Source organism: Streptomyces sp. PR69 (assembly GCF_026420845.1).
Classification (GTDB): Bacteria; Actinomycetota; Actinomycetes; order Streptomycetales; family Streptomycetaceae; genus Streptomyces.
In genome coordinates this window covers 295,298-321,864 of sequence record NZ_JAOWCB010000004.1, presented here as the reverse complement: position 1 = coordinate 321,864, position 26,567 = coordinate 295,298, and the positions used below count along the sequence as shown (strand labels likewise).

Here is a 26,567-nt window from a genome sequence, read left to right as displayed (position 1 = left end):
CCAGGGTCCGTCAGGGAGCGGCCGGCGCAGGCCGGGTGCGCGGAGGCGGGTCCTGCCGTGCGGGGGCCCGTCACGCCAGGGTCCGTCAGGGAGCGGCCCGTGCAGGCCGGGTGCGCGGAGGCGGGTCCTGCCGAGCGGGGTTCCGCCGGGCAGGGGCCCGCCGTGCCAGGGTCCGTCAGGGAGCGGCCCGTGCAGGCCGGGTGCGCGGAGGCTGGCCCTGCCGTGCGGGGTTCCGCCGGGCAGGCGTCCGCCGTGCCAGGGCCCGTCACGCCAGGGCCCGTTACGGCAGGACCCGTCAGGGAGCGGCCCGTGCAGGCCGGGCGTGCGGCGGCAGGACCCGCCGGGCAGGGGCCCGTCACGGCAGGACCCGCCGGGCAGGGGCCCGTTGAGGAGGGGCCGTCCGGCGAGGGGCCCGCGGAGGGGGCCGTATGAGTCTCGACCGCCGTAACCCCGCCGAACTCTCCCCGCCCGCGGGCTTCTCGCATGCCGTCGTCGCCACCGGCTCGCGCGTGGTGTTCCTGGCCGGGCAGACCGCGCTCGACGGCCGCGGCGGCGTCGTCGGCGACACGCTGCCCGAGCAGTTCGAGACCGCTCTCGCCAATCTGCTCACCGCCCTCGCCGCGGCGGGCGGCGCCCCGCACGACCTCGCCCGGGTCACCGTCTACGCCACGGACGTCGCCGACTACCGCGCGCACGCACCCGAACTGGGCCGGATCTGGCGGCGGCTCGCCGGCCGCGACTACCCGGCGATGGCCGTCATCGGCGTCGTACGACTCTGGGACGACCCGGCGCTCGTGGAGCTCGACGGCTTCGCAGTGCTCCCCTGAGCCGCCCACCCCACCCCACCCCACCCCTCTGACCAGCACATTCGCCCTCCGCCCCGGCGTGATCGACTGGTGGGGCGGGGGAGGCGGGCTTAACGTCGAACCGTGGGCGGTCACGTCTGCTGGCCCTCACACGAGGGCACGGTGCACCATGACCAGCTCGCAGCCGACGCCGCCGACGCAGACCGCCGCCCCGCACAAGGGCGGCGGCAGCGGGATCGCGCTGCTGATCATCGCCTCGTGCCAGCTCATGGTGGTGCTCGACATCACCATCGTGAACATCGCGCTTCCGCACATCCAGCGAGCGCTCGACTTCTCCACCACCAACCTGTCGTGGGTCATCAACGCCTACACCCTGACCTTCGGCGGACTGCTGCTGCTCGGCGGCAGGACCGGCGACATCCTCGGCCGCAGACGGGTCTTCATCTTCGGCGTCCTGCTCTTCGTCCTGGCCTCGCTGCTCGGCGGGCTCGCCCAGAACCCCGGCCAGCTGCTCGCCGCACGCGCCCTGCAGGGCATGGGCGGGGCCATCGCCTCCCCGACCGCGCTGGCGCTGATCAGCACCACCTTCGCCGAAGGACCGGCCCGCAACCGGGCGTTCGGGGTCTTCGCGGCCGTCTCCGCCGGCGGCGGCGCCATCGGACTGCTCGCCGGCGGCGTGCTCGTCGAATGGCTCGACTGGCGCTGGGTGTTCTTCGTCAACGTCCCCATCGGGCTGCTGATCGCCCTCACCGCGCCCCGCTGGATCCAGGAGTCCGAACGCCATCCCGGCAACTTCGACTTCGCCGGTGCGCTGACCTCCACCGCCGGCATGGTGATGCTCGTGTACGGCTTCATCCGCGCCGCCCAGCAGGGCTGGCGGGACGGACTGACCCTGGCCGCCTTCGGCGGGGCCGCCGTGCTGCTGTCGGTCTTCCTCCTGATCGAGCGGCGCTCCCGGCAGCCGATCACCCCGCTGAAGATGTTCGCCGACCGCAACCGGGCCGCCACCTACGGCATGATGCTCTGCCTCGCCGCCGCGATCTTCGGCATGTTCTTCTTCCTCACCCTCTTCGTGCAGAATGTGCTGGACTTCAGCCCGCTGCAGGCAGGGCTCGCCTTTCTGCCAGTCAGCGCGGTCATCGCGGTCGGCGCGGGAACCGCCTCCCAGCTGCTGCCCCGGTACGGCCCCAAGCCGTTCATGGTCGTCGGCGCGCTGCTGTCCGCCGCCGGGCTGTCCTGGCTGACCCTGACCGACATCCACTCCACCTATGCGGGCAGCATCCTCGGGCCGATGCTCGTCTTCAGCCTCGGCATGGGGCTGCAGTTCGTGTCGCTGACCCTGATGGCGCTGTCCGGGGTCCCGCCGCATGAGTCGGGTGCGGCGTCCGGGGTCCTCAACGCCACCCAGCAGGTGGGCGGTTCGCTCGGACTGTCCATCCTGGTCACCGTCGCCGGGACGTTCAGCGCCGACAAGGCCCGCGAGCTCATCCCGTCCTTCCTGGCCCGCGCCACGCCCGCCCAGCGCGCCGAGTTCGACCGCACCGGGGAACTTCCGCCGCCCTGGGGCGACCAGGTGCTCACCGCCGGGGCCTCCGCGGCCTTTGTCACCGCGGCCGCCTTCGCCGTCATCGGCGCGTTCATCGCGCTGTTCGCCATCCAGGTGCGGCCCTCCGACCTCGAACGCCTGCAAGGAGGTTTCACCCCGGGGCCGTGACGACAGTGCGAGACGGGCGTGAGAGGGAGGAGGCGGAACGTGTGCGCCGACGATGTGCCCGCCGTGGCGGGAGTCGCGCTGCTGGACGCGGATGCGAACTACCTCTTCGCGGACGACGCCTACCGCCGGATGACGGGGGAGCCGGCCGACGGCCTCGAAGGCCGGCCCGTCGGCGCCCGGGCGGCGGACGTCGCCGGGCCGCCCGGTCTGCTGGCCGCCGTCCTCGCCGACGGCCGCCCGCGCACCCACGCGAGCCCCGGCCGCCGCTGCACCTGGCAGCGGATGACCGGAGCACGCTCACAGGTGCTCGGCCTCATCGGCGTACTGGTCCAGCAGGCCCCCGGCCCACAGCCGCCCCGCCTCCATGTCGCGGACGCGGCCGACCGCATCGGCACGACCCTCGACGCGAGGACGACCTGCGAGGAACTCGCCCACTATGTGAGCACCGCCCTCGCCGACGCCGCCGCCGTCGATCTGACGGCCCCGGACTCCGCGGCCCCGGACTCCGCGGACGCGGCCGCGCCCGCCGCCCCGCTCCAGCGCACCGCCGCGGCGGGCAAGACGGAACTGCTCGCCGACCCCGCGGCGGCCGCCGCGGAGCGCGCGGTCCGGGAAGGCCGCCCCGTCCTCGACGACCGATGGCTCGCGGCGCCCCTGATCGCCCGCGAACGGGCGCTGGGCGTGCTCCTGGCGGCACGCGCGCACTCCCGCTTCACCCGCGACGATGTGCTGCTGGTGCAGTCGGCCGCGCTGCGTGCCGCGTTCGCCGTCGACCACGCCCACCGCTACGCTGACGCCCGGCGCACCGCCGTCGAGCTTCAGCGCACCCTGCTGACCGACCCCGGCCTGCCGCACCCCAACCTCCAGCTCGCCACCCGCTATCTGCCCTCCGGGACCGGGGACCTGGTGGGCGGCGACTGGTTCGAGACCGTACGCCTCCACTTCGGCCGCACGCTGCTCGTCATGGGCGATGTGATGGGCCACGGTGTGGCGGCGGCCGTCGACATGAACAGCTACCGCGCCGCACTCCGCGACGTCGCGGCCGCCGACCTGCCGCCCCACCGGGTGCTGCGCCGCCTCGACATGGCCATCTCCGACGCCGCGTCCCGCCGTCCCGCCGCCTGTCTGCTGGCCCGCGTGGACCCGGCCCGCGGCATCGTCTCCTTCTCCAGCGCGGGCCATCTGCCGCCCGCCGTCTTCACCGGCGACGGCGCCGCCGAAGTGGTCGACGTGCCCGTGGGCCCGCCCCTCGGCACGGGCCTCGGCGGCTATGACATCGCCAGCCGCCGGCTGCACCCCGGCGACACGCTCCTGCTGTTCACCGACGGCCTGGTCGAACGGCGGGGCGAGGACATCGACCTCTCCCTCGCCCGCCTCGCCCGCGTCCGCCCCCGCCCCGGCTGCACGGTCGACGAACTGGCCGACGAGGTCCTCATCCGCCTCGACGCCGCCCACGCGGAGGACGATGTGGCCCTGATGGCGGCCCGCATCCGCGAACGGGCCCTCCCGGAGCCGGAATAGGAATCCGGAGCCGATCACCTGCCTGGCCATCAGCCGGGCAGGTCACGAGCGGCGGCAGTGGAAGACGACCCAGCGCAACAGCCCCCGGTGCGCCGCGTCCACCCACCGGGGCAGATTGTCCAGCGGCGTGTCGATGCAGGCGGGACTGATGACGCCGCGCAGCTCCTGCTCACGCCTGCGGGTCTCCTCGGTGAGGCGTTCATAGCTGCTGCGCCATGCCCGCTGGGACGCCGACGCCGTCCGCGACGACCTGCGTGCCTGCACGGTCGAACACGTCGGTGCCGACGCGCAGTGTGCTGATCTTGGGCGAGACCGGCTTCCGGCTGCGCGCTGCCACGGCCGCGGGCGTCGCCGTCCCCGTGAGTCCGCTGCTCATGACGCCCGGTCTCCTGGGGGCACCCGCGTTGATCTCTTGACCCGCGGGGTGACATGACGCCCCGTCGCACGTGGCCGCGGTGTGAGTTTGCCTCTGGCACAAGCTCCAGTTAGGTTGGGCTTACCTTAATTAGGTAAGCCTTACTTAAGTGACGGGGGGGAGTGTATGCCGGCCTGGAACGCGCGGAACGCACCCTCGGTGGCGCTGGTCACCGGGGCGGCCAGAGGGATCGGCGCCGCCGTGGTCGACGGTCTGGTCCGCGAGGGTGCCGTGGTCGCGGCCGTCGACGTCGACGCGGACGGCCTGGCGAATCTCGCGGAACGCTCGGCCGGGATGGTCGTCCCCTTCGCCGCCGACGTGTCGGACCCCACCGCGGTCGCCGACGTCGTCGCCAGGGCGGAGAACGACATCGGGCCCATCGGCATCGGTGTGTCGGTGGCGGGCATCCTGCGGCCGGGGCTGCTGTGCGAGACCGCCGAGGAGGACTGGGCGGACACCTTCGCCGTCAACACGACGGGCACGTTCCTCGTCCTGCGCGAACTGGCCCGCCGGATGGTCGGCCGCGGCCGCGGGGCCCTGGTGACCGTCGCCTCCAACGCCGTCGGCGTACCGCGCGCCGGCATGGGGGCGTATGCCGCCTCCAAGGCCGCGGCCGCCATGCTCACGCGCTGCCTCGGCCTGGAGGTCGCCCGCCACGGCATCCGGTGCAACGTGGTCTCGCCCGGTTCGACCGACACCCCCATGCAGCGCCTGCTGTGGAACGACGAGGACGACCTCGCGCGGGTGATCTCGGGCACCCCGGAGCAGTTCCGGGTGGGCATACCGCTCGGCCGCATCGCCGACCCGGCCGACATCGCCGACGCCGTGCTGTTCCTGGTCTCCGACCGCGCCCGGCACATCACCATGCAGAACCTGTTCGTCGACGGCGGCGCAACCCTGCGCGCCTGAGAAAGGAATGCCGACGTGTCCATACCCGCGCTCGCGCGCCCGAGACCCGTGCACCGGGCGTCCGACCTGCTGGCCGCCTACCTGCCCGGCTCGTTCTACTTCTCCTCGCCCCGGGGGACCCTGCTCGCCGACGGGGTCCACACCAGGGTCCGTGCCGGCGGCGCGTCGTACGCCCGGGCCGCCGCCGGGGCACTCGACGCGGCCGCCGCGGCCGGGGTGCCCGAACCCGTCGTCGCCGGCGCCGTAGGGTTCCGCCGGGGAGCGGAGAGCGGCCTCATGGTGCCCTCCGTGGTACGGCGCGCCGACGCTCCCGCGGACGTACGAGCCCCCGGCCCGGAGTCCGGGACGTCATGGTCCGTCACCCCGCGCCCCGAGCCCGCGCGCTACGCCGACAGCGTCCGCCGCGCGCTGGAACTGATCGGCCGCGGCGAGCTGAGCAAGGTCGTGCTGGCCCGCTCCCTCGAACTGACCGCGGACGCCCCGGTGTGGGTGCCCGCGCTGCTGGCCCGGCTGGTACGGGCGGACCCGGCCGCGTACGCCTTCGCCGTCGACGTCACCGCGCCCGGGGACCCCGCCCCGCGCACCCTGGTCGGGGCCAGCCCCGAACTGCTGGTCTCCCGGCGCGGCGCGACCGTGGTGGCCAACCCGCTGGCGGGCTCGGCCCCCCGGTCGGGCGACGAGGCGCTGGACCGCGAGCGGATCGCCCGGCTGCGCGGCTCGGCCAAGGACCTCGGCGAACACGCCCACACCGCCGCGCAGGTGGCGGAGGTGCTCGGTCGGTTCTGCGTCGACCTGGAGGTGCCGGCCCGGCCCGAGGTGATCGGCACGCCGACGATGTGGCATCTGTCGACCCGGATCACCGGGCGGCTGGCGGACCCGGCCGACGCCGCCTGCTCGGCGCTGGGACTGGCCGAGGCGCTGCATCCGACCCCCGCGGTGGGCGGGGTGCCCGGGCCCGCGGCCCTGGGCGCCATCGCGGACCTGGAACCGGAGGACCGCGGCTACTACGCGGGGATGGTCGGCTGGACCGGTCTCGACGGCGACGGCGAGTGGGCGGTGACGATCCGCAGCGCCGAGGTGTGCGACCGGACGGTGCGGCTGTCCGCCGGGGCCGGGATCGTCGCCGGATCCGAACCCGCCGCCGAACTGGCCGAGACCGGTGCGAAGTTCCGCACGCTGCTGCGCGCCCTCGGACTGGAGGGCGTCGTATGACCGCGGACCACGTGCTCTGGCCGCCTCAGACCGCCGCACGCTACCGCGCCGCGGGCCACTGGCGCGGACAGACCTTCGGGGCGCTGCTGACCTCGCTGGCCGCCGCGTACGCCGACCGGACCGCCGTCGTGGGCGGGGACACCCGGTGGAGCTTCGCCGGACTGGACGAGAGGGCCCACCGCATCGCGGCGGGTCTGCTCGCGGCCGGGCTCGCACCCGGTGACCGGGCCGTGCTGCAGCTGCCCAACATCCCGGAGTTCCTGCCGGTCGTGTTCGGCATGTGGCGCGCGGGCGTACTGCCGGTGTTCGCGCTGCCCGCTCACCGGCACAGCGAGCTGCGGCACTTCGCCGAGCACAGCGAGGCCGCCGCCATCGTCACCGTCGGCGAGCACGAGCGGCACGGCCACGCCGCGACCGCACGCGCCGTCGCGTCCGAGGTGGGCTCCGTACGGCAGGTCCTGGTGGTCGGCTCCGACGAGTTCGCCGACCTGGCGGCGACGGCGCCGCGCGAGCTGCCCGACCCCGACCCCGAGGGCGTGGCGTTCCTGCAGTTGTCGGGCGGGAGCACCGGGCTGCCGAAGCTGATCCCGCGCACCCATGACGACTACCTCTACAGCGTGCGCGAGAGCGTCCGGATCTGCGGCCTGCGCCCGGACAGCGTCTACCTGGCCGCGCTGCCGGTGTCCCACAACTTCCCCCTCAGCTCGCCGGGTGTGCTGGGCGCGCTGCACGCGGGCGCGGCCACCGTCATGGCGCCGCGGCCGGACGCGGACACCGCGTTCCGGCTGATCGAGGCCGAGCGGGTCACGATCACCGGGGTGGTGCCGCCGCTCGCCGCCGCATGGGTGCAGGCGGCCGCCCGCACCGACCGCGACCTGTCGTCCCTGGAGGTGCTGCTGGTCGGCGGGGCCAAGTGCGGGCGTGAGCTGGCCGAGCGGATCGGCCCCGCGCTGGGCTGCCGGCTGCAGCAGGTGTTCGGCATGGCGGAGGGCCTGGTGTGCTACACCCGCCTGGACGACCCCGAAGAGGCCGTGCTCGGCACGCAGGGCCGGCCGATCTCCCCGGACGACGAGATCCGCGTCGTCGACCCGGACACCGGCGCCGACGTGGCGCCGGGCGGGACCGGCGCCCTGCTGACCCGCGGTCCCTACACGATCCGCGGCTACTACCGGGCGGCGGAGCACAACGCCACCGCGTTCACCGCGGACGGGTTCTACCGGACCGGTGACCTCGTGCGCCGCACGCCCACGGGGCACCTGGAGGTCGTCGGCCGGGCCAAGGAGCAGATCAACCGGGGCGGGGAGAAGGTCGCGGCCGAGGAGGTCGAGAACCACCTGATGGCCCACCCGGGCGTGCTCGACGCCGCCGTCGTCGCCGTGCCCGACGCCTATCTCGGCGAGCGGACCTGCGCCTACGTCGTGCCCGCCGCGGGCGCGACGCCCACCGGCCAGGAGCTGCGGGCGTTCGTGCGCGAGCGCGGTGTGGCCGCCTTCAAGGTGCCGGACCTGGTCCAGGTCGTCGAGGAGTTCCCGGTGACCGGTGTCGGCAAGACCAGCAAGCGCGAGCTGAGGGCGGCGCTGGCCGCACTCGCCCGGAAGGAGTCATGAGGATGTCCCTGCCCGAGATACGGCCCTATCCGCTCCCCGCGGCCGCCGACCTGCCCGCGGGGCGGGTGGAGTGGCTGCCCGAGCAGGGCCGCGCGGCCCTGCTCGTCCACGACATGCAGCGCTACTTCGTCGCCCCGTACGCCGGTGCGCCGGTGCCCGAGGTGACGGCGAACATCGCGCGGCTCGCGGAACACGCCCGCGCGCAGGGGATCCCGGTGTTCTACACCGCCCAGCCCGGTCGGCAGGACCCCGCGGACCGCGGGCTGCTCACCGAGTTCTGGGGCGACGGCATCGGCGGGGTCATCGACGCCGACCCGCAGGCCGCCGACATCGTCCCGGCGCTCGCCCCGGCCGAGGCCGACACCGTCCTGGTCAAGTGGCGCTACAGCGCGTTCCAGCGCAGCACGTTCGCCGAGCAGTTGGCGGCGCTGGGCCGCGACCAGCTGCTCATCACCGGCGTCTACGCGCACATCGGCTGCCAGGCCACCGCCGTCGAGGCGTTCATGCGCGACGTTCAGCCCTTCCTGGTGGCCGACGCGGTCGCCGACTTCTCCCGCGAACGCCACGACCAGGCGTGCGCGTACGTCGCCCAGCGCTGCGGCGTCGTGACCACCACGGCCGACGCGCTGGCCGCGCTTGCGGCCCGGGTCCCCGCGGGAGCCGCGCGATGAGCGAGACCCTCACACCCGAGCGCGTCCGGGCAGACGTGGCGGAACTGCTGGGCTGCGAACCCGCCGAGATCACGCCCGGGGAGAACCTCTTCGACCGCGGGCTGGACTCGATGCGGGTGATGATCCTCGTGGAGCGCTGGCGGGCCGCCGGAGCGGCGTCACTGGAGTTCCCCGACCTGGCGGAGTGCCCCGAACTGGGGCACTGGACGGCGCTCCTGACGGGGGATGGGGCGTGACCAGGACCGACCACCGGCACCGGCACCTGGAGCGGATCGCGGAGGTCCGGGCGGGCCGCCACGCCGAGAAGGTGGGCTATCCGATCCGCGTCCGGCGGACGGAGGTCGTCCGCACCGCCATGGTCGGCGCCGGCCTGCTGCGCGTGACGCTGGGCGGGGAGGGCGCCGAGGGCTTCGAGGCCCACGCGCCGGACGAGCATGTCAAGCTGCTCTTCCCGGAGCCGGACGGCTCGCTGCGACTGCCCGAGCCGAACGGCCTGATGCTGACGTGGCCACGGCCGGGGCCCACCTCGCGGGAGTACACCGTGCGCCGCCACGACCCGGTGGCGGGCGAGATCGACATCGACTTCGCCCTGCACGAGAACGGCCTCGCGTCGGACTGGGCGTGCGCGGTCGAGCCGGGCACCGTCGTGCACGTCGCGGGACCGCCCGGCGGGCTGATCGTGCCGCACGCCTACGACCGCTACGTGCTGGCGGGCGACATCACGGCACTGCCCGCGATCGCCCGCCGACTGGAGGAGCTGCCGAGGACCGCCCGGGGCTGGGCGTTCGTCGAAGTCGCCGACGCGGGGCAGGAGATCGAGCTGTCCGCGCCCGAGGGCTTCGAGGTGCACTGGCTGCACCGCGGCGACCGCCCCGCGGGCGCCGGCGACGCGCTGGCGCGGGCCGTGACCGCGGTGGCCGTGCCCGCGGGCGAGCGGGTGTTCGTCTGGGCCGCGGGCGAGGCGGGGCAGCTCAAGCCGCTGCGCCGCTGGGTCCGTGACGACCTGCGGCTGGAGAGGGCCGACCACGACATCACCGGCTACTGGAAACGCGGCGTCGCCGACTACGACGACGACCACTGACCAGCCGGTGTGTCCAAAACCCACGAGATCAATTAAGGTTAGCCTTACCTAAGTTCAAGGAGTTTTCGCATGTCCGTACGTAGATCCTCCGTCCTGGTCGGCGCCCTGGCCCTCACCCTGGCCCTGACCGGATGCGGCTCGTCGAAGAACGAGGCCGAGCCGGCCGGCAAGGCCGAGGAGAAGAACAAGACCCGGGTGTTCGCCGCCGACAACGGGAAGATCACCATCCCCGCCGACCCGCAGCGCGTCGTGGCCACCGGGTACGCCGTGCCCGCCCTGATCGAGGCCGACGCCCCCCTGGTCGGGATCTCCTCGTGGAAGCGCGGCGAGCCGATGATGAGCAAGGAGGACCTCGCCACCTACAACAAGCTGCCCAAGGTGGCGGGCGAGCAGGCGACAGAAACCAACTACGAGGCCATAGCCGAGGCCGATCCGGACCTCATCGTCATCGGCGTGCCCGCCCCCGTCCTCGGCGACATCGACGTCAAGCGGCTGGAGGGGATCGCCCCCGTCGTCGCCATCGGCCCCACCGTGCCGTCCGCGTGGCGCGACCTGTCCCGCAAGCAGTCCGACGCCGCCGGCGCTCTGGAGCAGTTCGACACCGTGCAGGCCGCCTACGAGGCCAAGGCCGCCGAGCTGGCCAAGAAGTACAAGGACGCGCTGGCCCCGCTCAAGTTCGGTCACGTCGGTTCGTACGGCGAGGCCGCCAAGGGCACCTTCCAGCGCGAGTTCAGCGGCTCGTGGGGCACCAACATCGCCGAGGACATCGGCGCCACTTACTACGGCAAGGTCAAGAAGCCCGGCCCCGGCTCCAAGGGCGTCAGTGAATACCCCTCCCTGGAGGAGCTGCCCGCCTCGCTCCGCGACGCGGACGCCATCACCTACTCCGTCAAGGCCGACGGCAGCGTGCCCGAGTCGGTGAAGTACGTCATGGAATCCGAGCTGTGGAAGAACCTGCCCGCCGTCAAGGCCGGGAAGACCTTCCCGATCCGCTACACCGAGGCCGCGACCTACGGACAGGCCGTCCAGACCCTGGAAGCGATCGACGCGGCGTTCGCGCCCCTGCTGAAGCAGTGACGCTCGCAGGCCACGCGTCTCGGGCCGGAACCGGGCGGGCCGTGCCGCAGGCCGGCCTGCTGGCCGGCGGACTGCTGCTGCTGGCGGTGGTCGCCGTGCTCAGCATCGGCGTCGGCGCCCGCCCGGTCCCGCCCGCCGAGGTCGTACGGGCGCTGGTGGACTTCCAGGGCACCGACGACCACGTGATCGTCCGGAACGTCCGAGCGCCCCGCGCACTGCTGGCCGTCGCGGTGGGCGCGGCGCTGGCGGTGGCGGGCGCCCTGATCCAGACGCTGGCCCGCAACCCGCTGGCCGAGCCCGGCATCCTCGGGGTCACCGCGGGCGCCGGGTTCGCCGTCACCGTCGGCTCGGCGCTCGGCCTGGCCGCCGGGCAGGCCGGCCAGCTCGGCTTCGCGATCACCGGCTCGGTGCTCGCGGCCCTGCTGGTCGCCGCGATCGGGCGGCACTCGCCGCTGCGCCTGGTACTGGCCGGTGTGGCCCTCACCGCGGTGCTCAGCGGCGTCGCCCTGGGCATGAGGCTCATGCTCCCCGACGTCTTCGACGTCTACCGCTTCTGGTCCGTCGGCTCGCTGGCGGCCCGCGAACAGGCCCCCCTGGGGCTGCCGCTGGCCGCGATCGGGGTGTCCCTGCTCGGGGCGCTGCTGCTGAGCCGGTCCCTCGACGCCCTCACGCTGGGCGAGAGCGTGGCGCACACGCTGGGCGCCGGCGTGACCCGGGTGCGGGCCGTCACGCTGGTGCTGATCACCGTGCTCACCGGGGCGGCGACCGCGGTGGCCGGGCCGATCCTCTTCATCGGGCTGATCGTGCCGCACCTGGTCCGCAGAGCGGCGGCCGGCTCCGTGCTGTGGCTGCTGCTGCACGCGATGGTCCTGGGGCCGGTCCTGCTGCTGCTCGCCGACGTCGGATCGCGGGTGCTGCTGCCCACCGGTGAGGTGCCGGTGGCCATCGTCACCGCGTTCCTCGGCGGCCCCATGCTGATCTGGGCCGTCCGCCGCTACGGGGAGGGATCGCTGTGAACACGCTCGCACTGCGCGCCGAACGCCGCACGGTGACGTTCGCGGCGGTGCTGGTCGCCGCGGGGCTCGGCCTGGGCCTGCTCGGGCTGTGCTACGGCGCGTCCTGGTCCTCACCGGGCCGGGTGTTCGCCGTGCTCACTGGCGCGGAGCACTCCGTGGTGATCGCACAGTGGCGACTGCCGCGGGTGACGGCGGGACTGGTCTTCGGGGCCGCGCTCGGCGTCGCCGGGGCGATCTTCCAGAACCTCACCCGCAACCCGATGGGCAGCCCCGACGTGATCGGCCTCGACGCGGGCGCCTACACCGGGGCCCTGGTCGCCATCACCGTGCTGTCGGGCACCTCCGCGCAGCTCGCCGTCGGCTCGGTGCTCGGCGGGCTGGTCACGGCCGCAGCGATCTACCTCCTCTCCTTCGACCGGGGCTTCTCGGGGCTGCGGCTGGTGGTGATCGGCATCGCGGTCAACGCGATGGTGACCGCGATCAACTCGTGGATCGTGCTGCGCGCCGAGCTGGAGGTGGCGATCGCCGCGGTCGGCTGGAGCGCGGGCTCCCTCAACGGCGTCGGCTGGCCGGACCTCTGGATCCCGTTCACGGTCATCGCCGTGCTGATGACCCTGATGGCCTCCCGCGCCCACGCCATGCACCAGGCGTCGCTCGGCGACGCGGTCGCGGTCACCACCGGGGTGCGGCTCGACCGGCTGCGGCTGCTGATGGTGCTGGTCGGAGTCGGTTGCACCGCCACGGTGACCGCGGTGGCCGGACCGATCGCCTTCATCGCCCTCGCCGCCCCGCAGATCGGCCGCCGGCTCACCGGCTCGGCCGGTGTGCCCCTGCTCCCGGCCGCGCTGACCGGGGCGGTGCTCCTCCAAGGCGCCGACCTGCTCGCCCAGATGCTGCTGGCGCCCGTCGCGCTGCCCGTCGGCGTGGTGAGCACCGCGATCGGCGGCTGCTACCTGATCTGGCTGCTGACCAAGGAAGTGAGGCGAGCGTGACCGCACGCCTGACCGCGCGGGAGATCACCCTGCGCTACGGCGACCGGGTGGTGTCCACCCGGCTGAGTCTCGACGTCCCCGACGGTGCGTTCACCGCCGTCGTGGGCCCCAACGCCTGCGGGAAGTCGACCCTGCTGCGCGCTTTCGTCCGGCTGCTGCGCCCCACCGCGGGACTGGTGCACTTCGACGGCCGGGACGTCGGGGGCTACCCGGCCAAGGCACTGGCCAAGCTGCTCGGCTTCCTGCCGCAGGACCCGCAGGCCCCTGACGACATCAAGGTCAGGCAGCTCGTGCGCCGGGGCCGGTTCCCCCACCAGCCGCTCCTGGCGCTGTGGTCGGAGGGCGACGAGGAGGCCGTCGCCGGCGCGATGGCCGCCGCCGGCGTCGCCGACCTGGCCGACCGGCCCGTGCAGGAACTCTCCGGCGGGCAGCGGCAACGGGTCTGGATGGCCATGGTGCTCGCCCAGCGGACGCCCTACCTGCTGCTCGACGAACCGACCTCCTTCCTCGACATCACGCACCAGTACCAGCTGCTCGGCCTGCTGGCCGGGCTGCGCGACGAGGGACGCACGGTGATCGCCGTCCTCCACGACATCAACCAGGCGTGCCGGTTCGCCGACCACCTGGTCGCCATGAAGGACGGACGGGTGGTCGCCGAGGGCGCCCCCGCGGACATCGTGGACGCAGCGCTGATCAAGGACGTGTTCGACCTGCCGAGCGTCATCATCCCCGACCCGGTGACCGCTACGCCCATGGTCGTCCCCACACTGCAAGGAGAGTAAGTTGACCACCGCACGCGTGTCCTCGGACGGCCCGCTCGCCCTGACCAGCGCCCAGCTGGGCATCTGGAACGCCCAGCGCCTCGAACCCGACTCTCCCTACTACCTCGTCGGCGACGTGGTGGAGATATCCGGCGCACAGCCCGTCGACGTCGACGCCCTCGCCGAGGCGGTCCGCGCCACCACCGAGGAGGCCGAGAGCCTGCGGCTGCGCTTCCACGACACCCCGGACGGCCCGCGCCAGACGATCAGTGACGAACCGGTCCCGCCGCCCCGCGTGGTCGACGTCAGCGGCGAGGCCGACCCCGCGGCCGCGGCCCACGCGCTCGTCGACGCCGAACGGGCCCGGGCGGCCGGGGAATGCCGGGGGATGGTGGACCGGCCGCTGTACACGCGCACCGTCATCAGGCTCTCCGAGCGCGAGGTCTGGTACACCCAGCTCGGCCACCACCTGGTCTTCGACGGCTACACCGCCGCGATGCTCGCCCGCCGCACCGCCGCCCGCTACACCGCCCTCGTACGCGGCGCCGAGGCGCCGCCGTCCACCTTCGGCCGCTTCGCCGACCTCGTCGCCGCCGACCGCGCCTACCGGGACAGCGACCGGTTCGCCGAGGACCGCGCGTACTGGGTCGAGCGGTTCACCCCGCTGCCCGACCTCGGCCCCCTCGGCGCCCCCGACGCCGCAGACGGTCCGCCCGAGCGCACCCTGACCGCCCGTGCCGTCGTCACCCCCGACGAGACGGCCCGGCTCCGCGCGTTCGCCGACCGGGAGGGCGTCAGCTGGGGCGAGGCGCTGATCGCCTGCTATGCCGCTTATCTGCACCGCGCGCTGGGCCGCACCGACGTGGTGTTCGCGCTGCCGCTGATGTGCCGCACCGGCTCCGCCGAGCTGCGCACGCCCGCCATGGCCGTCAACGTGCTGCCGCTGCGGGTTGCCGTCCACGCCGACGACGGACTGGGGGAGTTGAGCCGACGGGTCGCCTCCGCCATGCGGGAGATGCGCGACCACCAGCGGTACCGGGGCGAGGACCTGCCGCGCGACCTCGGCGCGCCCGGCGCGGGCGCGCTGCTGCACGGACGCGGCATCAACCTCAAGGCGTTCGACCTGGCGATCGACTTCGCCGGGGCCACCGGTGTGATGCGCAATGTCGCCGGCGGCCCGCCGGAGGACATGGGGCTGAGCGTCCTGCCAACGCGCGACGGCGGGCTGCTGCTCGGCTTCGAGGTCGACGCCCGCAGCAGCGACCAGGCCGCCGTCGACGGCAAACTGTCCGGCCTGCGCGCCCTGCTGGCCGACCTGGTCGACGGCCGGCCCGTGGGCCGGATCGCGCTCGCCGGCGACGTGGACCGGCTCCTGGCCGACTGGTCGCCGCGCGCCCTGCCCGGCACCCCCGTGGACGTCCCCACCGCGTTCGACGCCATGGTCGCCGCCGATCCCGCGCGTACCGCCCTGGTGTGCGGTGCGGACCGGCTGTCCGCGGGGGAGCTCGCGGACCGCGTGCACCGGCTCGCCCGGGCTCTGCGGGCCCGCGGGATCGGGCCGGGCGACGTCGTGGCGCTGGCCCTGCCGCGCTCCGCGGACCTGGTGGCCGCCCTCCTCGCCGTGATGGACGCCGGCGCCGCCTTCCTGCCGCTGGACGCCGCGTACCCGCCGGAGCGGCTGCGCGCACTCGTCGACGACACCCGCCCCGCGCTGGTCCTCACCGACGGATCGGTCGCCGGCCTGCCGTGGGACTCCTTCGTCCGTGAGGCCGCCGGACTCCCCGGCACGCCGCTGACGGCCGGTGAACTGGCCGAGCCCCGGCACCCCGACCACCTCGCCTACGTCATCCACACCTCCGGCTCGACCGGACGCCCCAAGGGCGTGCTCGGCCGGGTCGGAGGACTCGCCGCGCTGCTGCACCACCAGCGGTCGACCGTCGTCGCGGAGGCCGAGCGGGCCGCGGGCAGGCGGCTGCGCGCCGCCCACACGTACTCGTTCGCCTTCGACTCCGCGTTCGAGCACCTGGTCTGGCTGCTCTGCGGCCACGAACTGCACGTCTACGACGCCGAGACGACCCGCGACGCCGACGCCCTGCTCGCCGCCTGCGCCCGCGACGGCATCGACGTCGTCGACACCACCCCGTCGATGGCCGCACCCCTGATCGACGGCGGACTGCTCGACCTCCGGCCCACCCTGCTCGTCCTCGGCGGAGAGGCGACACCGCCCGCGCTGTGGCGCCGCATCGCCGGGTCGGGGATCGCCGCGCGCAACATGTACGGGCCGACCGAGGCGTCCGTCACCAGCAGCACCGCGCGGATCGACGGCGACGAGCCGACGATCGGCCACCCGCTCGCCGGCACCCGGACCTACCTGCTCGACAGCGCCCTGCAGCCGGTGCCGCACGGCACCGCGGGCGAGCTGTACCTGGCCGGACCGCACCTGGCCCGCGGCTACCTCGGCCGGCCCGGCGCGACCGCCGAACGGTTCGTCGCCGACCCGTTCGGCGCACCGGGCGACCGCATGTACCGCACGGGCGACCTGGCGCGCTGGGCGCCCGGCCGCGGCCTGGAGTACCTGGGCCGCGGCGACGGCCAGGTCAAGATCCGCGGCCACCGCGTGGAGACCGGCGAGGTGGAGGCCGCACTCGGTGCGGTCCCCGGGGTCACCGCGGCCGCCGCCATCGTCCGGTCGTCGCGGCTGGTCGGCTATGTCGTGTCCGCCTCCGCCACCCCGGAAGCGGTGCGCGCCCACCTGGCCGAGCGGCTGCCCGACCACCTGGTGCCCGCGGCCGTGGTGGTGCTCGACGAGCTGCCGCTCACGCCCAACGGCAAGCTCGACCGCGCCGCCCTGCCCGCGCCCACGGTGTCCGGCGGCGGCCGGGAGCCCCGCACCGAGCGGGAGCGACTGCTGTGCGAGGTCCTCGCCGAGGTGCTCGGCGTCGAGCGGGTCAGCGTGGACGACGACTACTTCACCCTCGGCGGCGACAGCATCACCGCGATCACCGTCAGCAGCAGGCTGCGGGCGAGGGGGCTCGCGCTGCGCCCGCGGGACCTGCTGGCGCGCCGCAGCTTCGCCGCCCTGGCCGCCTCCGCCACGCTGGTGGACGACACGGCCGAGCCCGTGGACGACCCGACCGGACCGGTGCCGGCGCCGCCGATCGTGCGCGGCCTGCTCGACCCGCACCCCGACGTGGACACCGTCGCCGGCTACGCGCAGTGGACGGCCCTGCGGGTCGACGCGCTCGCCCTCGACGACCTCGTCACGGGCGTGCAGACCGTGCTCGACCACCATGACGCGCTGCGGCTGCGGGTCGGCGACGACGGACTTGAGGTGCTGCCGAAGCGAGCCGTACAGGCCGTCGTCCACGAAGTCCACGGCACCGACGCGACCGCCCTCGCGGAGCGCCTCGCCGGGGAACTCGACCCCCGCGCGGGCGACCTGGTGCGGGCCGCGCTGCTGCGCACCGGCGACGGCACGGCGGACCGCCTGGTCGTCGTCGTCCACCACCTCGCCATGGACGGCGTCTCCTGGCGGGTGCTCCTGCCCGACCTCCAAACGGCCTGCACGGGCGGTGCCATCGCCCCGGTCGGGGCGTCCTGGCGGCGGCACGCGGCACTCCTCGCCGAGCAGGGCAGGACCGGGGCACGACGCGGCGAACTCGCCCACTGGCAGGCCGCACTCGACTCCGCGTCGCGGCTGGGCGCTCGCCCGCTCGACCAGAAGCGGGACACCGTGTCCACCGCCCACCGCTCCGTCACCCTGGCCACGCCCGAGGTCACCGAGGCACTGCTGACCACCCTGCCCGCGGCGTACCGGGCAGGCGTCGACGAGGTGCTGCTGGCCGCGCTCGTGCTCGCGCTGCGGGACCGGGGCCTGACCGGCGAGGCGGTGACCGTCACGATGGAGGGCCACGGCCGCGAACACCTCGACCTGTCCCGTACGGTCGGCTGGTTCACCAGCGAGTACCCGGTCCGCGTCCCCACGGCCGGCGACGTGCGGCAGGTGCTGCGCGCGGCCAAGGAGGCCAAGCGGGGCGTCCCCGGCGGCGGCCTCGGCTACGGCGTCCTGCGGTCCCTCGACCCGGTGGCCGGCCCCGAACTGTCCGCCACCCCGCCGCCGGACGTGCTGCTCAACTACCTCGGCCGGTTCGCGGCGCTGCCCGGCGCCGGATGGCAGCTGCCGGAGCGGGACGCCTTCTCGGTGACCGAACCCGGCACCAAGGCCCTGGAACAGGTACTGGCCCTGAACTGCTTCGTCCACGAGGAGGGCGCGCCCCGGCTCGCCGTCGAGTGGACGGCAGCGACCGGGGTGCTCGGCCCCGAAGCGGTGGCGGACCTGCAGACGGCCTGGGCCGCCGCGCTGGACGCGCTCGCCGCCCACGCGCGCCACACCGCGGGCGGCCTCACCCCGTCGGACCTGCCGCTGGTCGACCTCGACCAGGCCGCTGTCGACGCCCTCGAAGACGCCGCCGCAGACCGCATCGCCGACGTCCTGCCCGCCACCCCGCTCCAGGTCGGACTCTCCTTCCACACCCTGGTCCGCGACGACCGCGACACCGACGTCTACGTCGTCCAGGCCGTGACCACCCTGGTCGGCGAACTCGACCCGGACCGGATGGCCGAGGCCGCCCGAGAACTGCTGCGCCGCCACCCCGCCCTGCGCGTGTACCTCGCCCAGGCCGGCGACGACGTGGTGCAGGTGGTCCCCGCCGACACCGTCCTGGACTGGCGGTGCGACGACCGCTTCCCCGAGGCCGCCCGCGCCGAACTGGAGCGCCCCTTCGACCCGGCCAGGCCGCCGCTGATCCGCTTCCTGCTCTCCCGGGTCGGCCCCGCCGAGCACAAGCTGGTGATCACCAACCACCACGCCCTGCTCGACGGCTGGTCGATGCCGCTGGTCGGCCGCACCCTGCTCGCCCTCTACGCCGAGCTCGGGGGCGGCCCCGCCGCGCCCGCCGCCCCGGCGCTGTCGGAGTACTTCCGGTGGCTGGCCGGCCGGGACCGCCGCGCGTCCCTGGACGCGTGGCGGGACGCGCTGGCCGGAGTCGACGACGCGACGCGGCTGGCACCGGCGAGCGCCGGGACCGGCGTCGAGCGGCCCGGCCGCGTGACGGTCGGGCTGGGCCGGGAGTTCAGCGACCGGCTGCGCACCTTCGCCCGCGAGCAGGGCGTCACCCTGACCACGGTGCTCCAGACGGCCTGGGGCCTGCTCCTCGGCAGGCTCACCGGGAGCCGCGACGTCGTGTTCGGCTGCCCGGTGTCCGGGCGGCCCTCCGAGGTCGACGGCGTCGAGTCGATGATCGGCCAGCTCGGCACCACCATCCCGGTCCGCGTCCGGCACACCCAGGACCAGACCGCGCGGGACCTCCTGGCGGACGTGCACGCCGAGAGCGTCGCCCTGGCGGAGCACCACCACGTCGGACTCCCCGAGATCCAGCGGGCGGTGGGCGTCGGGGAACTCTTCGACACCATGCTGGTGATGGAGAACTTCCCGCTGTCCAGCCGGAAGCGCACCCCGCTCGCCCCCGGCCTCGACCTGGCCGGGGTGGACATCACCGACGCCACCCACTACGCGCTGACCGTGATCGTGATCCCCGACGACGAGATCACCATCGGCCTCGGCTACCAGCCGCGCGCCTTCGCCGAGGCGACCGTGCGCGACTACGGCCGCTGGCTGCACAATCTGCTGCGGGAGATCGTCGACGACCCCGCGCGGCCCGCCGTCGCCCTGCCCGCGCTCGACCCCGACGAGCGGCAGCGCATGCTCCGCACCGGTACCGACGTCGTGCCCGCCAGGGCACGCGGTCACTGGCTGGACGAGTTCGCCGGCTGGGTGCGCCGCAAGCCGGACGCGGAAGCCCTGGTCTGCCGCGACCGCAGCCTCAGCTACGCCGAACTGGACCGGCAGGCGAACCGGCTCGCCCACGCGCTGATCGAGCGCGGGGTGCGGCCCCAGGACCCGGTGGCGGTACTGCTGGGGCGCGACATCGAGATGACGGTGGCGCTGTTCGGCGTGGCCAAGGCCGGTGCCGTGTACGTGCCGATGGACGCCGCCTACCCGCGGGACCGGCTCGCCTACATGTTCGACGACATCGCACCGGCCGCCGTCGTGACGACCGGAGCCGAACTGCCCGTCGACCGCGAGGTCCCCGTACTGCGGCTGGACGAACCGGCCACGCTCGCCTCCGCGCCGGACACCGACCCGGCCGGGGCACGCGCCGGTCTCACCGACGACGCCCTCGCGTACGTCATCTACACCTCGGGCACCACGGGGCGGCCCAAGGGAGTCGGGCTGACCCACCGCGGCGTGCCCGACCTGATCGCCCTCCAGGAAGAGGTCGTCGGCGTCACCGAGCACGACCGCTACCTGCACTTCGCGTCGACCAGCTTCGACGTCGCGTTCTGGCAGACCATGGTGCCGCTGCTGTCCGGCGGCACGTCCGTGATCGCTCCCGAGGAGGTGCGCGTACCCGGCGACGAACTGCTCGACTACATCGCGGAGCACCGGGTGACCGGAGTGAACCTGCTGCCGTCGTTCCTGGCCGCCATGCCCGACGACCGCACGGTCCACCCCGACGTGTTCTTCGTCGTCGGAGCCGAGCGCCTCGACCCCGAACTGGCCCGGCGCTGGGGCGCCGGCCGCAGGGCGCTCTTCAACGCCTACGGGCCGACCGAGGTCACCATCAACGCCGTGACCTGGCGCTACGACCCCGACGAGGCCGACGACGCCGGTCCGCTGCCCATCGGCCGCCCCGACCCGAACGTCCGCGCCTACGTGCTCGACGGCGGGCTCCAGCCGGTCGGCGTAGGCGTGACGGGCGAGCTGTACCTCGCCGGACCGAGCCTGGCCCGGGGCTACCTCGGCCGCCCCGCCCTGACCGCCGCGGCCTTCGTCGCCGACCCGTACGGCCCTCCCGGCGAGCGGATGTACCGCACCGGCGACCGCGTACGATGGCGGGCGGACGGGCACCTCGTGTTCCTCGGCCGCGTCGACCACCAGGTCAAGGTCCGCGGCTTCCGGGTCGAGCTGGGCGAGATCGAGTCCGCCCTGACACGCCACCCCGACGTGCGCGCCAGCGCCGTGATCGTGCGCGACGGCAGGCTCGTCGGATATGTCATCCCGGCCGACGGCGCCGCCCCGGACACCGAGCGGCTGCGCGCCCACCTGGCCGCGGAGCTGCCCGACCACATGGTCCCCACCGCTCTCGTCACCCTCGACCGGCTGCCGCTGAGCCCCGGCGGCAAGCTCGACACCGCCGCGCTGCCGGCCCCGGAGACCGCCGCCACCGCGCGGCGCGAACCCGCCACCGAGACCGAAGCGGTGCTGCTCGGCGTGTTCCGGGACGTCCTCGGCAGCGACGACATCGGACCCGACGACGACTTCTTCGCCATCGGCGGAGACAGCATCGTGGCGCTGCAGGTGGTGTCCCGGGCCCGTCGCCGGGGGCTGGGCCTGACCGCGCGGGACGTGTTCGGGGGAGAGACGGTCGCCGGGATCGCGGCGCGGGCCCGCACCCTCGGCGACGGCGAGGCTCCCGCGGTCGGCGACGCGCCGCTGACGCCGATCATGCGGGACCTGCTGCACCGCGCCGGGACCGCCGCGGACGGCTTCTGCCAGTGGGTGGAGCTCTGCGTGCCCCCGGGCGGCGACGAGGCGGCCTGGGGGGCCGCGCTCGACGCGGTGCTGGCCCGGCACGACGTGCTGCGCGCCCACCTCGCCGACGGCGACACCGTGTTGCGCATCCCTCCGGTCGGCACCGTGACGGCGGCCGACGTGCTGACCCGCGTACCGGCGGACGACGAACCGCGGGCCCAGGTCGACGCCTGGACCGCTCAGGCCCGGGACACGATGGATCCGCGCACCGGCCCGCTGCTGCGCGCGCTGTGGGTGGACGCCGGCCCCGCCCGGCCGGGCAGGCTCGTCCTGATCGCCCACCACCTGGTCGTCGACGGCGTGTCCTGGCGCGTCCTGCTGGACGACGTCCAGCACGCCTACTCCGGTGGGTCGCTGACCCGGCACGGCCAGTCGTTCCTCGGCTGGGCCCGCTCCCTGCGCGACGCCGACCGGCGGGCCGAACTGCCGCACTGGCAGCGGATGACCGCCACACCGGCGCTCACCCGGCCCCTCGACCCCGCCCGGGACACCGTGGCCACCGCGGCGCACCACGAGATCCGGCTCGACGCCGACGCCACCCGCGCCCTGATCACGACCCTGCCCGCCGCCCACCGCACCACACCGGACGCCGTGCTGCTCTCGGCGCTCGCCCAGGCGGTACGGGCCTGGCGCGGCACGCGGGAGCTGCTCGTCGCGCTGGAGAGCCACGGGCGCCCGCCGCAGGTCGACCTGTCGCAGACCGTCGGCTGGTTCACCGCCGTCCACCCGGTACGGCTCGACGCCGACGACGACGTGAAGGGCGTCGCGGAGCGGCTGCGCGCCCAGGGCGACGGCCTCGGCCACGGCATCCTCACCACCGTAGGTCTGCTGGACCCGGTGCGGCCGGAGATCGCCTGGAACTACCTCGGCCAGTTCCCCGGCGCCCCCACCGAGGAGACGCCGTGGCAGACGCCGCCGGACGCCGACCCGCTCGGCTCGGGCGGCGCCGGCGCGCTTCCCCTGCCGCACAGCCTGATGGTCAACGCCCTCGTACGCGACGACGCGCTCGGGATCCGCGTCACCTGGCCGTCCGCACTGTTCACCGCCGCCGAGATCGAGGACCTGGCCGAGCACCTGCGGACCGCGCTGCTGCGTACCGCCGCCGCGCCGGAGATCCGGGCGCTCGACGGCGAACGCCCGGTCGCCGAGGTGCAACCGCTCACCCCGCTGCAGGAGGTGATGCTGCGGCACTCACGCACGGAGCGCCCGGACCCGTACACCGTGCAGTCGGCGTTCTCCCTGGCCGGGCCGCTCGACCTCGACGCACTGCGCGCCGCCGGCGCCGACCTGCTGGCCCGCCACCCGAACCTGGGCGCCGTGTTCCCCGCCGACCTCGCGGTGATCCCGGAGGCGGCCCGGCCGGAGTTCCGCGTGTCCGACGGGCCGGCGGAGGAGGTGCTGGCGGCCGACCTGGCCGAGCCGTTCGACCTCGCCGCGGGGCCGCTGTTCCGCCTGACCGTGATCCGGCGCGCCCCCGAGCTCGCGGACCTGGTCCTGACCAGCCATCACGTGCTCTCCGACGGCTGGTCGGCGCCGCGCATCCTCACCGAGCTGTTCGCCCTGTACACCGCGCGCCTGGGCGGCGGGGAACCCGGCCTGCCCGACCCCGTGCCGTTCGCCGACTACCTGCGCTGGCGCGCCGACCACGAGCCCGCCCTCGCCCCCTGGGCAGCCGAGCTGGACGGTCTGCCCGAAGGGGACTACCTGGGCGCCCGGGAACCCGGGCCCACCTGGCAGGAACCCGCGGTCATCGGTTTCGACGCGGCGCTGGTGGCCGAGCTGTCCGAGCTCGCCGCGCAGCGCGGCCTCACCCGGAACACCCTGGTGCAGGGCGCCTGGTCGGTGCTGCTCGCGCGCAGGTCCGGCCGCGCGGACGTCTGCTTCGGCGCGATGGTCTCCTGCCGGCCCCCGGAGCTGGAGGGCGTCGAGGAGATCATCGGCCTGCTGGCCAACACCGTCCCGGTGCGCGCACGGCTCGCGGGCACCCTGGCCGACACGCTCCACGACCTGCAGGCCAGGCAGCGGGCACTGGTGGAGCACCACCACGTCGCCCTGACCGATCTGGAACGGCTGACCGGGCGCCGCAGGCTGTTCGACAGCCTCGTGGTGTTCGAGAACTACCCGGTCGATCCGGACCGGCTGCGCGAACCCGCCCCCGGACTCACCGTCGTCGGAACCCGGTTCCGCGAGGCCACGCACCACCCGGTGACACTGACCGTCATGCCCGACGGCGACGGCTGGACCGGGGTGCTCGCCCACCGGGCCGGGGTGGACGTCGACGGGCTCGCCGAGGAGCTCCTCGACCTGCTCCGCACCCTGGGCGCCCACCTCGACGACGACGTGCGCGGCCTCCTGGAGCGCCGATGAGCAAGGACCTCGCCCCGCAGGCCGAGAGGGTCGACCGCGGACTGCTTCGGATCGCGTTCATCCTGGTCCTCGGCACCTTCATGGCCACCATCGACGCCACGATCGTCAGCGTCGGCATCGACACGCTGGCCGAGGAGTTCGGCGCCGGAGTCACCGAGATCCAGTGGATCACCACCGCCTATCTGCTGGCCGTCGTCGCCGCCGTGCCCGCGTCCGGTTGGCTCGCCGACCGGTTCGGCGGCCGCCGCACCTGGCTCGCCGCGGTGGGGGTGTTCCTGCTCGGGTCGGCGCTGTGCGCGGTGGCCTGGTCGGCGACCAGCCTGATCGTGTTCCGGGTCGTCCAGGGCCTCGGTGGCGGGCTGCTGCCCGCCACCGGGCAGGCCCTCCTGGCCCGCGTCGCGGGCCCCGGCCGCACCGGGCGGGTGATCAGCATCGTCGCGGTCGTGCCGCTGCTGTCGCCGGTGCTCGGCCCGCTGGTGGGCGGTTCCCTCCTCGCGGTGGCGCCCTGGCCGTGGCTGTTCCTGGTCAACCTGCCCATCGGTGCGGCCGCTTTCCTGCTGGCCCGCCGCCATGTGCCCGCCGTGCCGCCGTCGGACCGTCGGACGGCGTTCGACCTGCGGGGGGCCGCATTGCTCTCGCCCGGCCTTGCCGTGCTGGTGCTGGGGCTGACCGAGGTGGCCCACGGCCGCACCCTGCCGGCCGCACTCGCCGTGACGGCGGGCCTGGCGATGCTGGTCGCCTTCACCGTGCACGGGCTGAGGACCCGCCGCGCACCGCTAGTCGACCCCCGGCTGTTCGCCCGGCCGCCGTTCGGCGCCGCCGCCCTGGCGCTGCTGGTCCTGGGGGCGTCGGTGTTCGGCACGATGTTCCTGCTGCCGCTGTACTTCCAGACCGGCCGCGGACTGTCGGCCTGGGAGGCCGGACTGCTGCTCGCCCCCCAGGGACTGGGCGCGGCGGCCGGGTCCGTCCTGGTCAACCGCACCATCGACACGGTCGTTCCGCGGACCCTGGTGGTCACCGGCATCGCGCTGATCCTCGCGGGCACGGTCCCGTTCACCTGGCTCGGCCACGGACTCCCGGACGTGGTCATCGCCTCGGCACTCGTGGTCCGCGGTGTCGGAATGGCGATGATCGGCGCGCCCGTCATGAACATCGTCTACAGCCGGATCGAGCCCGAACACCTCCCGCGCGCGTCGGGAGCGCTCAACCTGCTCAACACCGTCGGCGGCTCGGTCGGCACCGCGGCTCTCGCCGTGGTCCTGCAGGACCGGCTGGCCGCCCGAGGCCCGGACATCTCCCGGGCGTTCGCCGACACCTTCTGGTGGGTGCTCGGTTTCTGCCTGCTCGCCGCCGCCGGGGCCACGAGGCTGCCCCGTACCCACGTGAGGAAGTCATGACCCGTCCCCTGCCCGCACCGGCCGATCTCGCCGCGGTGCGCCCGCTGCCCACGCCGACGGATCTCGCCACGGCCCACCCGCTGCCGACGCCTGCCGAGCTGGCCTCGGCCCACCCCCTGCCCCCGGCGGCCGCCGACACCGTCGCCCGGCACCGCGACACCGTCGCCGCCGTCCTCGCCCGCCGAGACCCCCGACTGCTCGTCATCGCCGGGCCCTGCTCGGTCCACCACACCACCGCCGCACTGGAGTACGCGGCGCTGCTCGCCGACGCCGCCGAGCGTTTCGCCGACGACCTGGTCCTCGTCCTCCGCGCCTATCTGGAGAAGCCTCGCACCGTCACCGGCTGGACCGGTCTGCTCACCTCCCCCTCCCTCGACGGCAAGGGCGATCTGGCCGGGGGGCTGCACCTCGGGCGGTCCTTCCTGACGGAGGCGGCCGCCACCGGTCTGCCCCTGGCGTACGAGTTCGTGGACCCCGCCCTCGCCCCGTACGTGGCGGACACGGTGTCGTGGGCCGCCATCGGTGCGCGCACCGTCGCCAGCCAGCCCCACCGCCACCTGGCCTCCTGGCTCCCCATGCCGGTCGGCATGAAGAACTGCGTCTCCGGCAGTACCGACACCGCGATCGCAGCCGTCCAGGCCGCCGCCCACCCGCACACCCTTCCCGGCCTTTCCTCCGACGGCCGCCTCACCACCCTCCAGAGCACCGGAAACCCCGACGCCCACCTGGTCCTCCGGGGCGGTCCCCTCCCCAACTACGACCGGGAGAGCATCGCGCAAGCCCGCTCGGCCCTCGCCGCGTCCGGCCTCCCGCAGCGCATCGTGGTCGACGCCTCCCACGGCAACAGCGGCAAGGACCACAACCGTCAGCCGGCCGTGGTCGCCGACCTCGCCCAGCAGATCACCGACGGCGACCCCTCCCTGGCCGGCGTCATGATCGAGTCCTATCTGTCCGACGGGAGGCAGGACCCCGACGCCCAGGCGCTGCGCCCTGACGTGAGCGTCACCGACTCCTGCCTCGGCTGGTCCCGCACCATCCCGCTGCTCGAGAACCTGGCCCTGGCCTCCCACCGCCGGGGCCGCCCGGGCGGGTGATCCGACGGTCGGAGGCGGGCAGGGCGCGTCCCGGCTCGGCCACCGCACCGCACCGCCCCGGCCGCGGCGCTGAGCAGGTTTCAGCGGTCCTCGCTCACGGCCGGCCACGACACCGGCCGGCCGTGAGCGCGCGGTGCCCGCGAGCAGGCTGGCGTGCCGCAGCTCCACGGCATCGCGGGCGAACGCTTCACAAGCGTCTCGTCCACCATCGCGTTGCCACCGAGCTTCACGACGACCGTGCGGCCCCGGAGCTCCTCGTGCCAGGACGGCGCC

At 74.6% G+C, this 26,567-nt stretch carries 18 protein-coding genes; 16 read left to right on the top strand and 2 right to left on the bottom strand.

Translation table 11 applies throughout. The annotated features are described in order from the left end of the window. Window positions 1-428 precede the first annotated feature (428 nt). The 3 genes from OF819_RS06085 to OF819_RS06075 all read left to right on the top strand — a co-directional run bounded on the left by OF819_RS06085 (window position 429) and on the right by OF819_RS06075 (window position 4,041). Complete coding sequence (locus tag OF819_RS06085; RefSeq protein WP_267242303.1) at window positions 429-827, top strand: RidA family protein; 399 nt, start codon at window positions 429-431, stop codon at window positions 825-827. Between the two features lie 148 nt (window positions 828-975). After that, complete coding sequence (locus OF819_RS06080) at window positions 976-2,520, top strand: MFS transporter (RefSeq protein WP_267242302.1); 1,545 nt, start codon at window positions 976-978, stop codon at window positions 2,518-2,520. A gap of 39 nt (window positions 2,521-2,559) precedes the next feature. After that, window positions 2,560-4,041 carry a PP2C family protein-serine/threonine phosphatase gene (locus OF819_RS06075; RefSeq protein ID WP_267242301.1) on the top strand — a complete coding sequence of 494 codons (1,482 nt, stop codon included), beginning with the start codon at window positions 2,560-2,562 and terminating at the stop codon, window positions 4,039-4,041. 42 nt (window positions 4,042-4,083) lie between these two features. Here OF819_RS06075 and OF819_RS06070 read toward each other — a convergent pair whose 3' ends face one another. Beyond that, a complete protein-coding gene (locus OF819_RS06070) occupies window positions 4,084-4,305 on the bottom strand; it encodes a hypothetical protein (protein WP_267242300.1) in 222 nt (73 codons plus the stop codon). Then, window positions 4,241-4,417 (bottom strand): hypothetical protein, encoded by a 177-nt coding sequence (locus OF819_RS06065; protein WP_267242299.1) that lies wholly within the window; start codon window positions 4,415-4,417, stop codon window positions 4,241-4,243. The genes OF819_RS06070 and OF819_RS06065 overlap by 65 nt, the downstream gene beginning before the upstream one ends. A 165-nt stretch (window positions 4,418-4,582) precedes the next feature. Here OF819_RS06065 and OF819_RS06060 point away from each other — a divergent pair, with 165 nt between their 5' ends. The 13 genes from OF819_RS06060 to OF819_RS06000 all read left to right on the top strand — a co-directional run bounded on the left by OF819_RS06060 (window position 4,583) and on the right by OF819_RS06000 (window position 26,294). Further along, window positions 4,583-5,365 (top strand): 2,3-dihydro-2,3-dihydroxybenzoate dehydrogenase, encoded by a 783-nt coding sequence (locus OF819_RS06060; protein ID WP_267242298.1) that lies wholly within the window; start codon window positions 4,583-4,585, stop codon window positions 5,363-5,365. Between the two features lie 216 nt (window positions 5,366-5,581). Further along, window positions 5,582-6,577, top strand: a complete 996-nt coding sequence (locus OF819_RS06055) for an isochorismate synthase (RefSeq protein ID WP_267242333.1) — start codon at window positions 5,582-5,584, stop codon at window positions 6,575-6,577. Beyond that, window positions 6,574-8,184, top strand: coding sequence for a (2,3-dihydroxybenzoyl)adenylate synthase (locus tag OF819_RS06050; protein WP_267242297.1), 1,611 nt, complete (start codon window positions 6,574-6,576; stop codon window positions 8,182-8,184). The genes OF819_RS06055 and OF819_RS06050 overlap by 4 nt, the downstream gene beginning before the upstream one ends. Before the next feature lie 2 nt (window positions 8,185-8,186). Next, on the top strand, window positions 8,187-8,855 hold the full coding sequence (locus OF819_RS06045) for an isochorismatase family protein (protein WP_267242332.1): 669 nt from the start codon (window positions 8,187-8,189) through the stop codon (window positions 8,853-8,855). After that, window positions 8,852-9,091 carry a phosphopantetheine-binding protein gene (locus OF819_RS06040; protein WP_267242296.1) on the top strand — a complete coding sequence of 80 codons (240 nt, stop codon included), beginning with the start codon at window positions 8,852-8,854 and terminating at the stop codon, window positions 9,089-9,091. Before OF819_RS06045 ends, OF819_RS06040 begins: the two co-directional genes overlap by 4 nt. Beyond that, a complete protein-coding gene (locus OF819_RS06035) occupies window positions 9,088-9,936 on the top strand; it encodes a siderophore-interacting protein (RefSeq protein WP_267242295.1) in 849 nt (282 codons plus the stop codon). Before OF819_RS06040 ends, OF819_RS06035 begins: the two co-directional genes overlap by 4 nt. Window positions 9,937-10,005: 69 nt before the next feature. Continuing rightward, the gene (locus OF819_RS06030) at window positions 10,006-11,013 is read left to right on the top strand and encodes an ABC transporter substrate-binding protein (RefSeq protein ID WP_267242294.1); all 1,008 of its coding nucleotides are present in this window, start codon (window positions 10,006-10,008) and stop codon (window positions 11,011-11,013) included. Beyond that, on the top strand, window positions 11,010-12,029 hold the full coding sequence (locus OF819_RS06025) for a FecCD family ABC transporter permease (RefSeq protein ID WP_267242293.1): 1,020 nt from the start codon (window positions 11,010-11,012) through the stop codon (window positions 12,027-12,029). The genes OF819_RS06030 and OF819_RS06025 overlap by 4 nt, the downstream gene beginning before the upstream one ends. Then, window positions 12,026-13,021, top strand: coding sequence for a FecCD family ABC transporter permease (locus OF819_RS06020; RefSeq protein ID WP_416370478.1), 996 nt, complete (start codon window positions 12,026-12,028; stop codon window positions 13,019-13,021). Before OF819_RS06025 ends, OF819_RS06020 begins: the two co-directional genes overlap by 4 nt. Beyond that, a complete protein-coding gene (locus OF819_RS06015; RefSeq protein WP_267242292.1) occupies window positions 13,018-13,803 on the top strand; it encodes an ABC transporter ATP-binding protein in 786 nt (261 codons plus the stop codon). The genes OF819_RS06020 and OF819_RS06015 overlap by 4 nt, the downstream gene beginning before the upstream one ends. 1 nt (window position 13,804) lies before the next feature. Beyond that, the gene (locus tag OF819_RS06010) at window positions 13,805-23,803 is read left to right on the top strand and encodes a non-ribosomal peptide synthetase (protein ID WP_267242291.1); all 9,999 of its coding nucleotides are present in this window, start codon (window positions 13,805-13,807) and stop codon (window positions 23,801-23,803) included. Beyond that, on the top strand, window positions 23,800-25,200 hold the full coding sequence (locus tag OF819_RS06005) for an MDR family MFS transporter (protein ID WP_267242290.1): 1,401 nt from the start codon (window positions 23,800-23,802) through the stop codon (window positions 25,198-25,200). The genes OF819_RS06010 and OF819_RS06005 overlap by 4 nt, the downstream gene beginning before the upstream one ends. Next, window positions 25,197-26,294: a 3-deoxy-7-phosphoheptulonate synthase gene (locus tag OF819_RS06000; protein WP_267242289.1), complete on the top strand. Its 1,098-nt coding sequence runs from the start codon at window positions 25,197-25,199 to the stop codon at window positions 26,292-26,294. Before OF819_RS06005 ends, OF819_RS06000 begins: the two co-directional genes overlap by 4 nt. Window positions 26,295-26,567 lie beyond the last annotated feature (273 nt).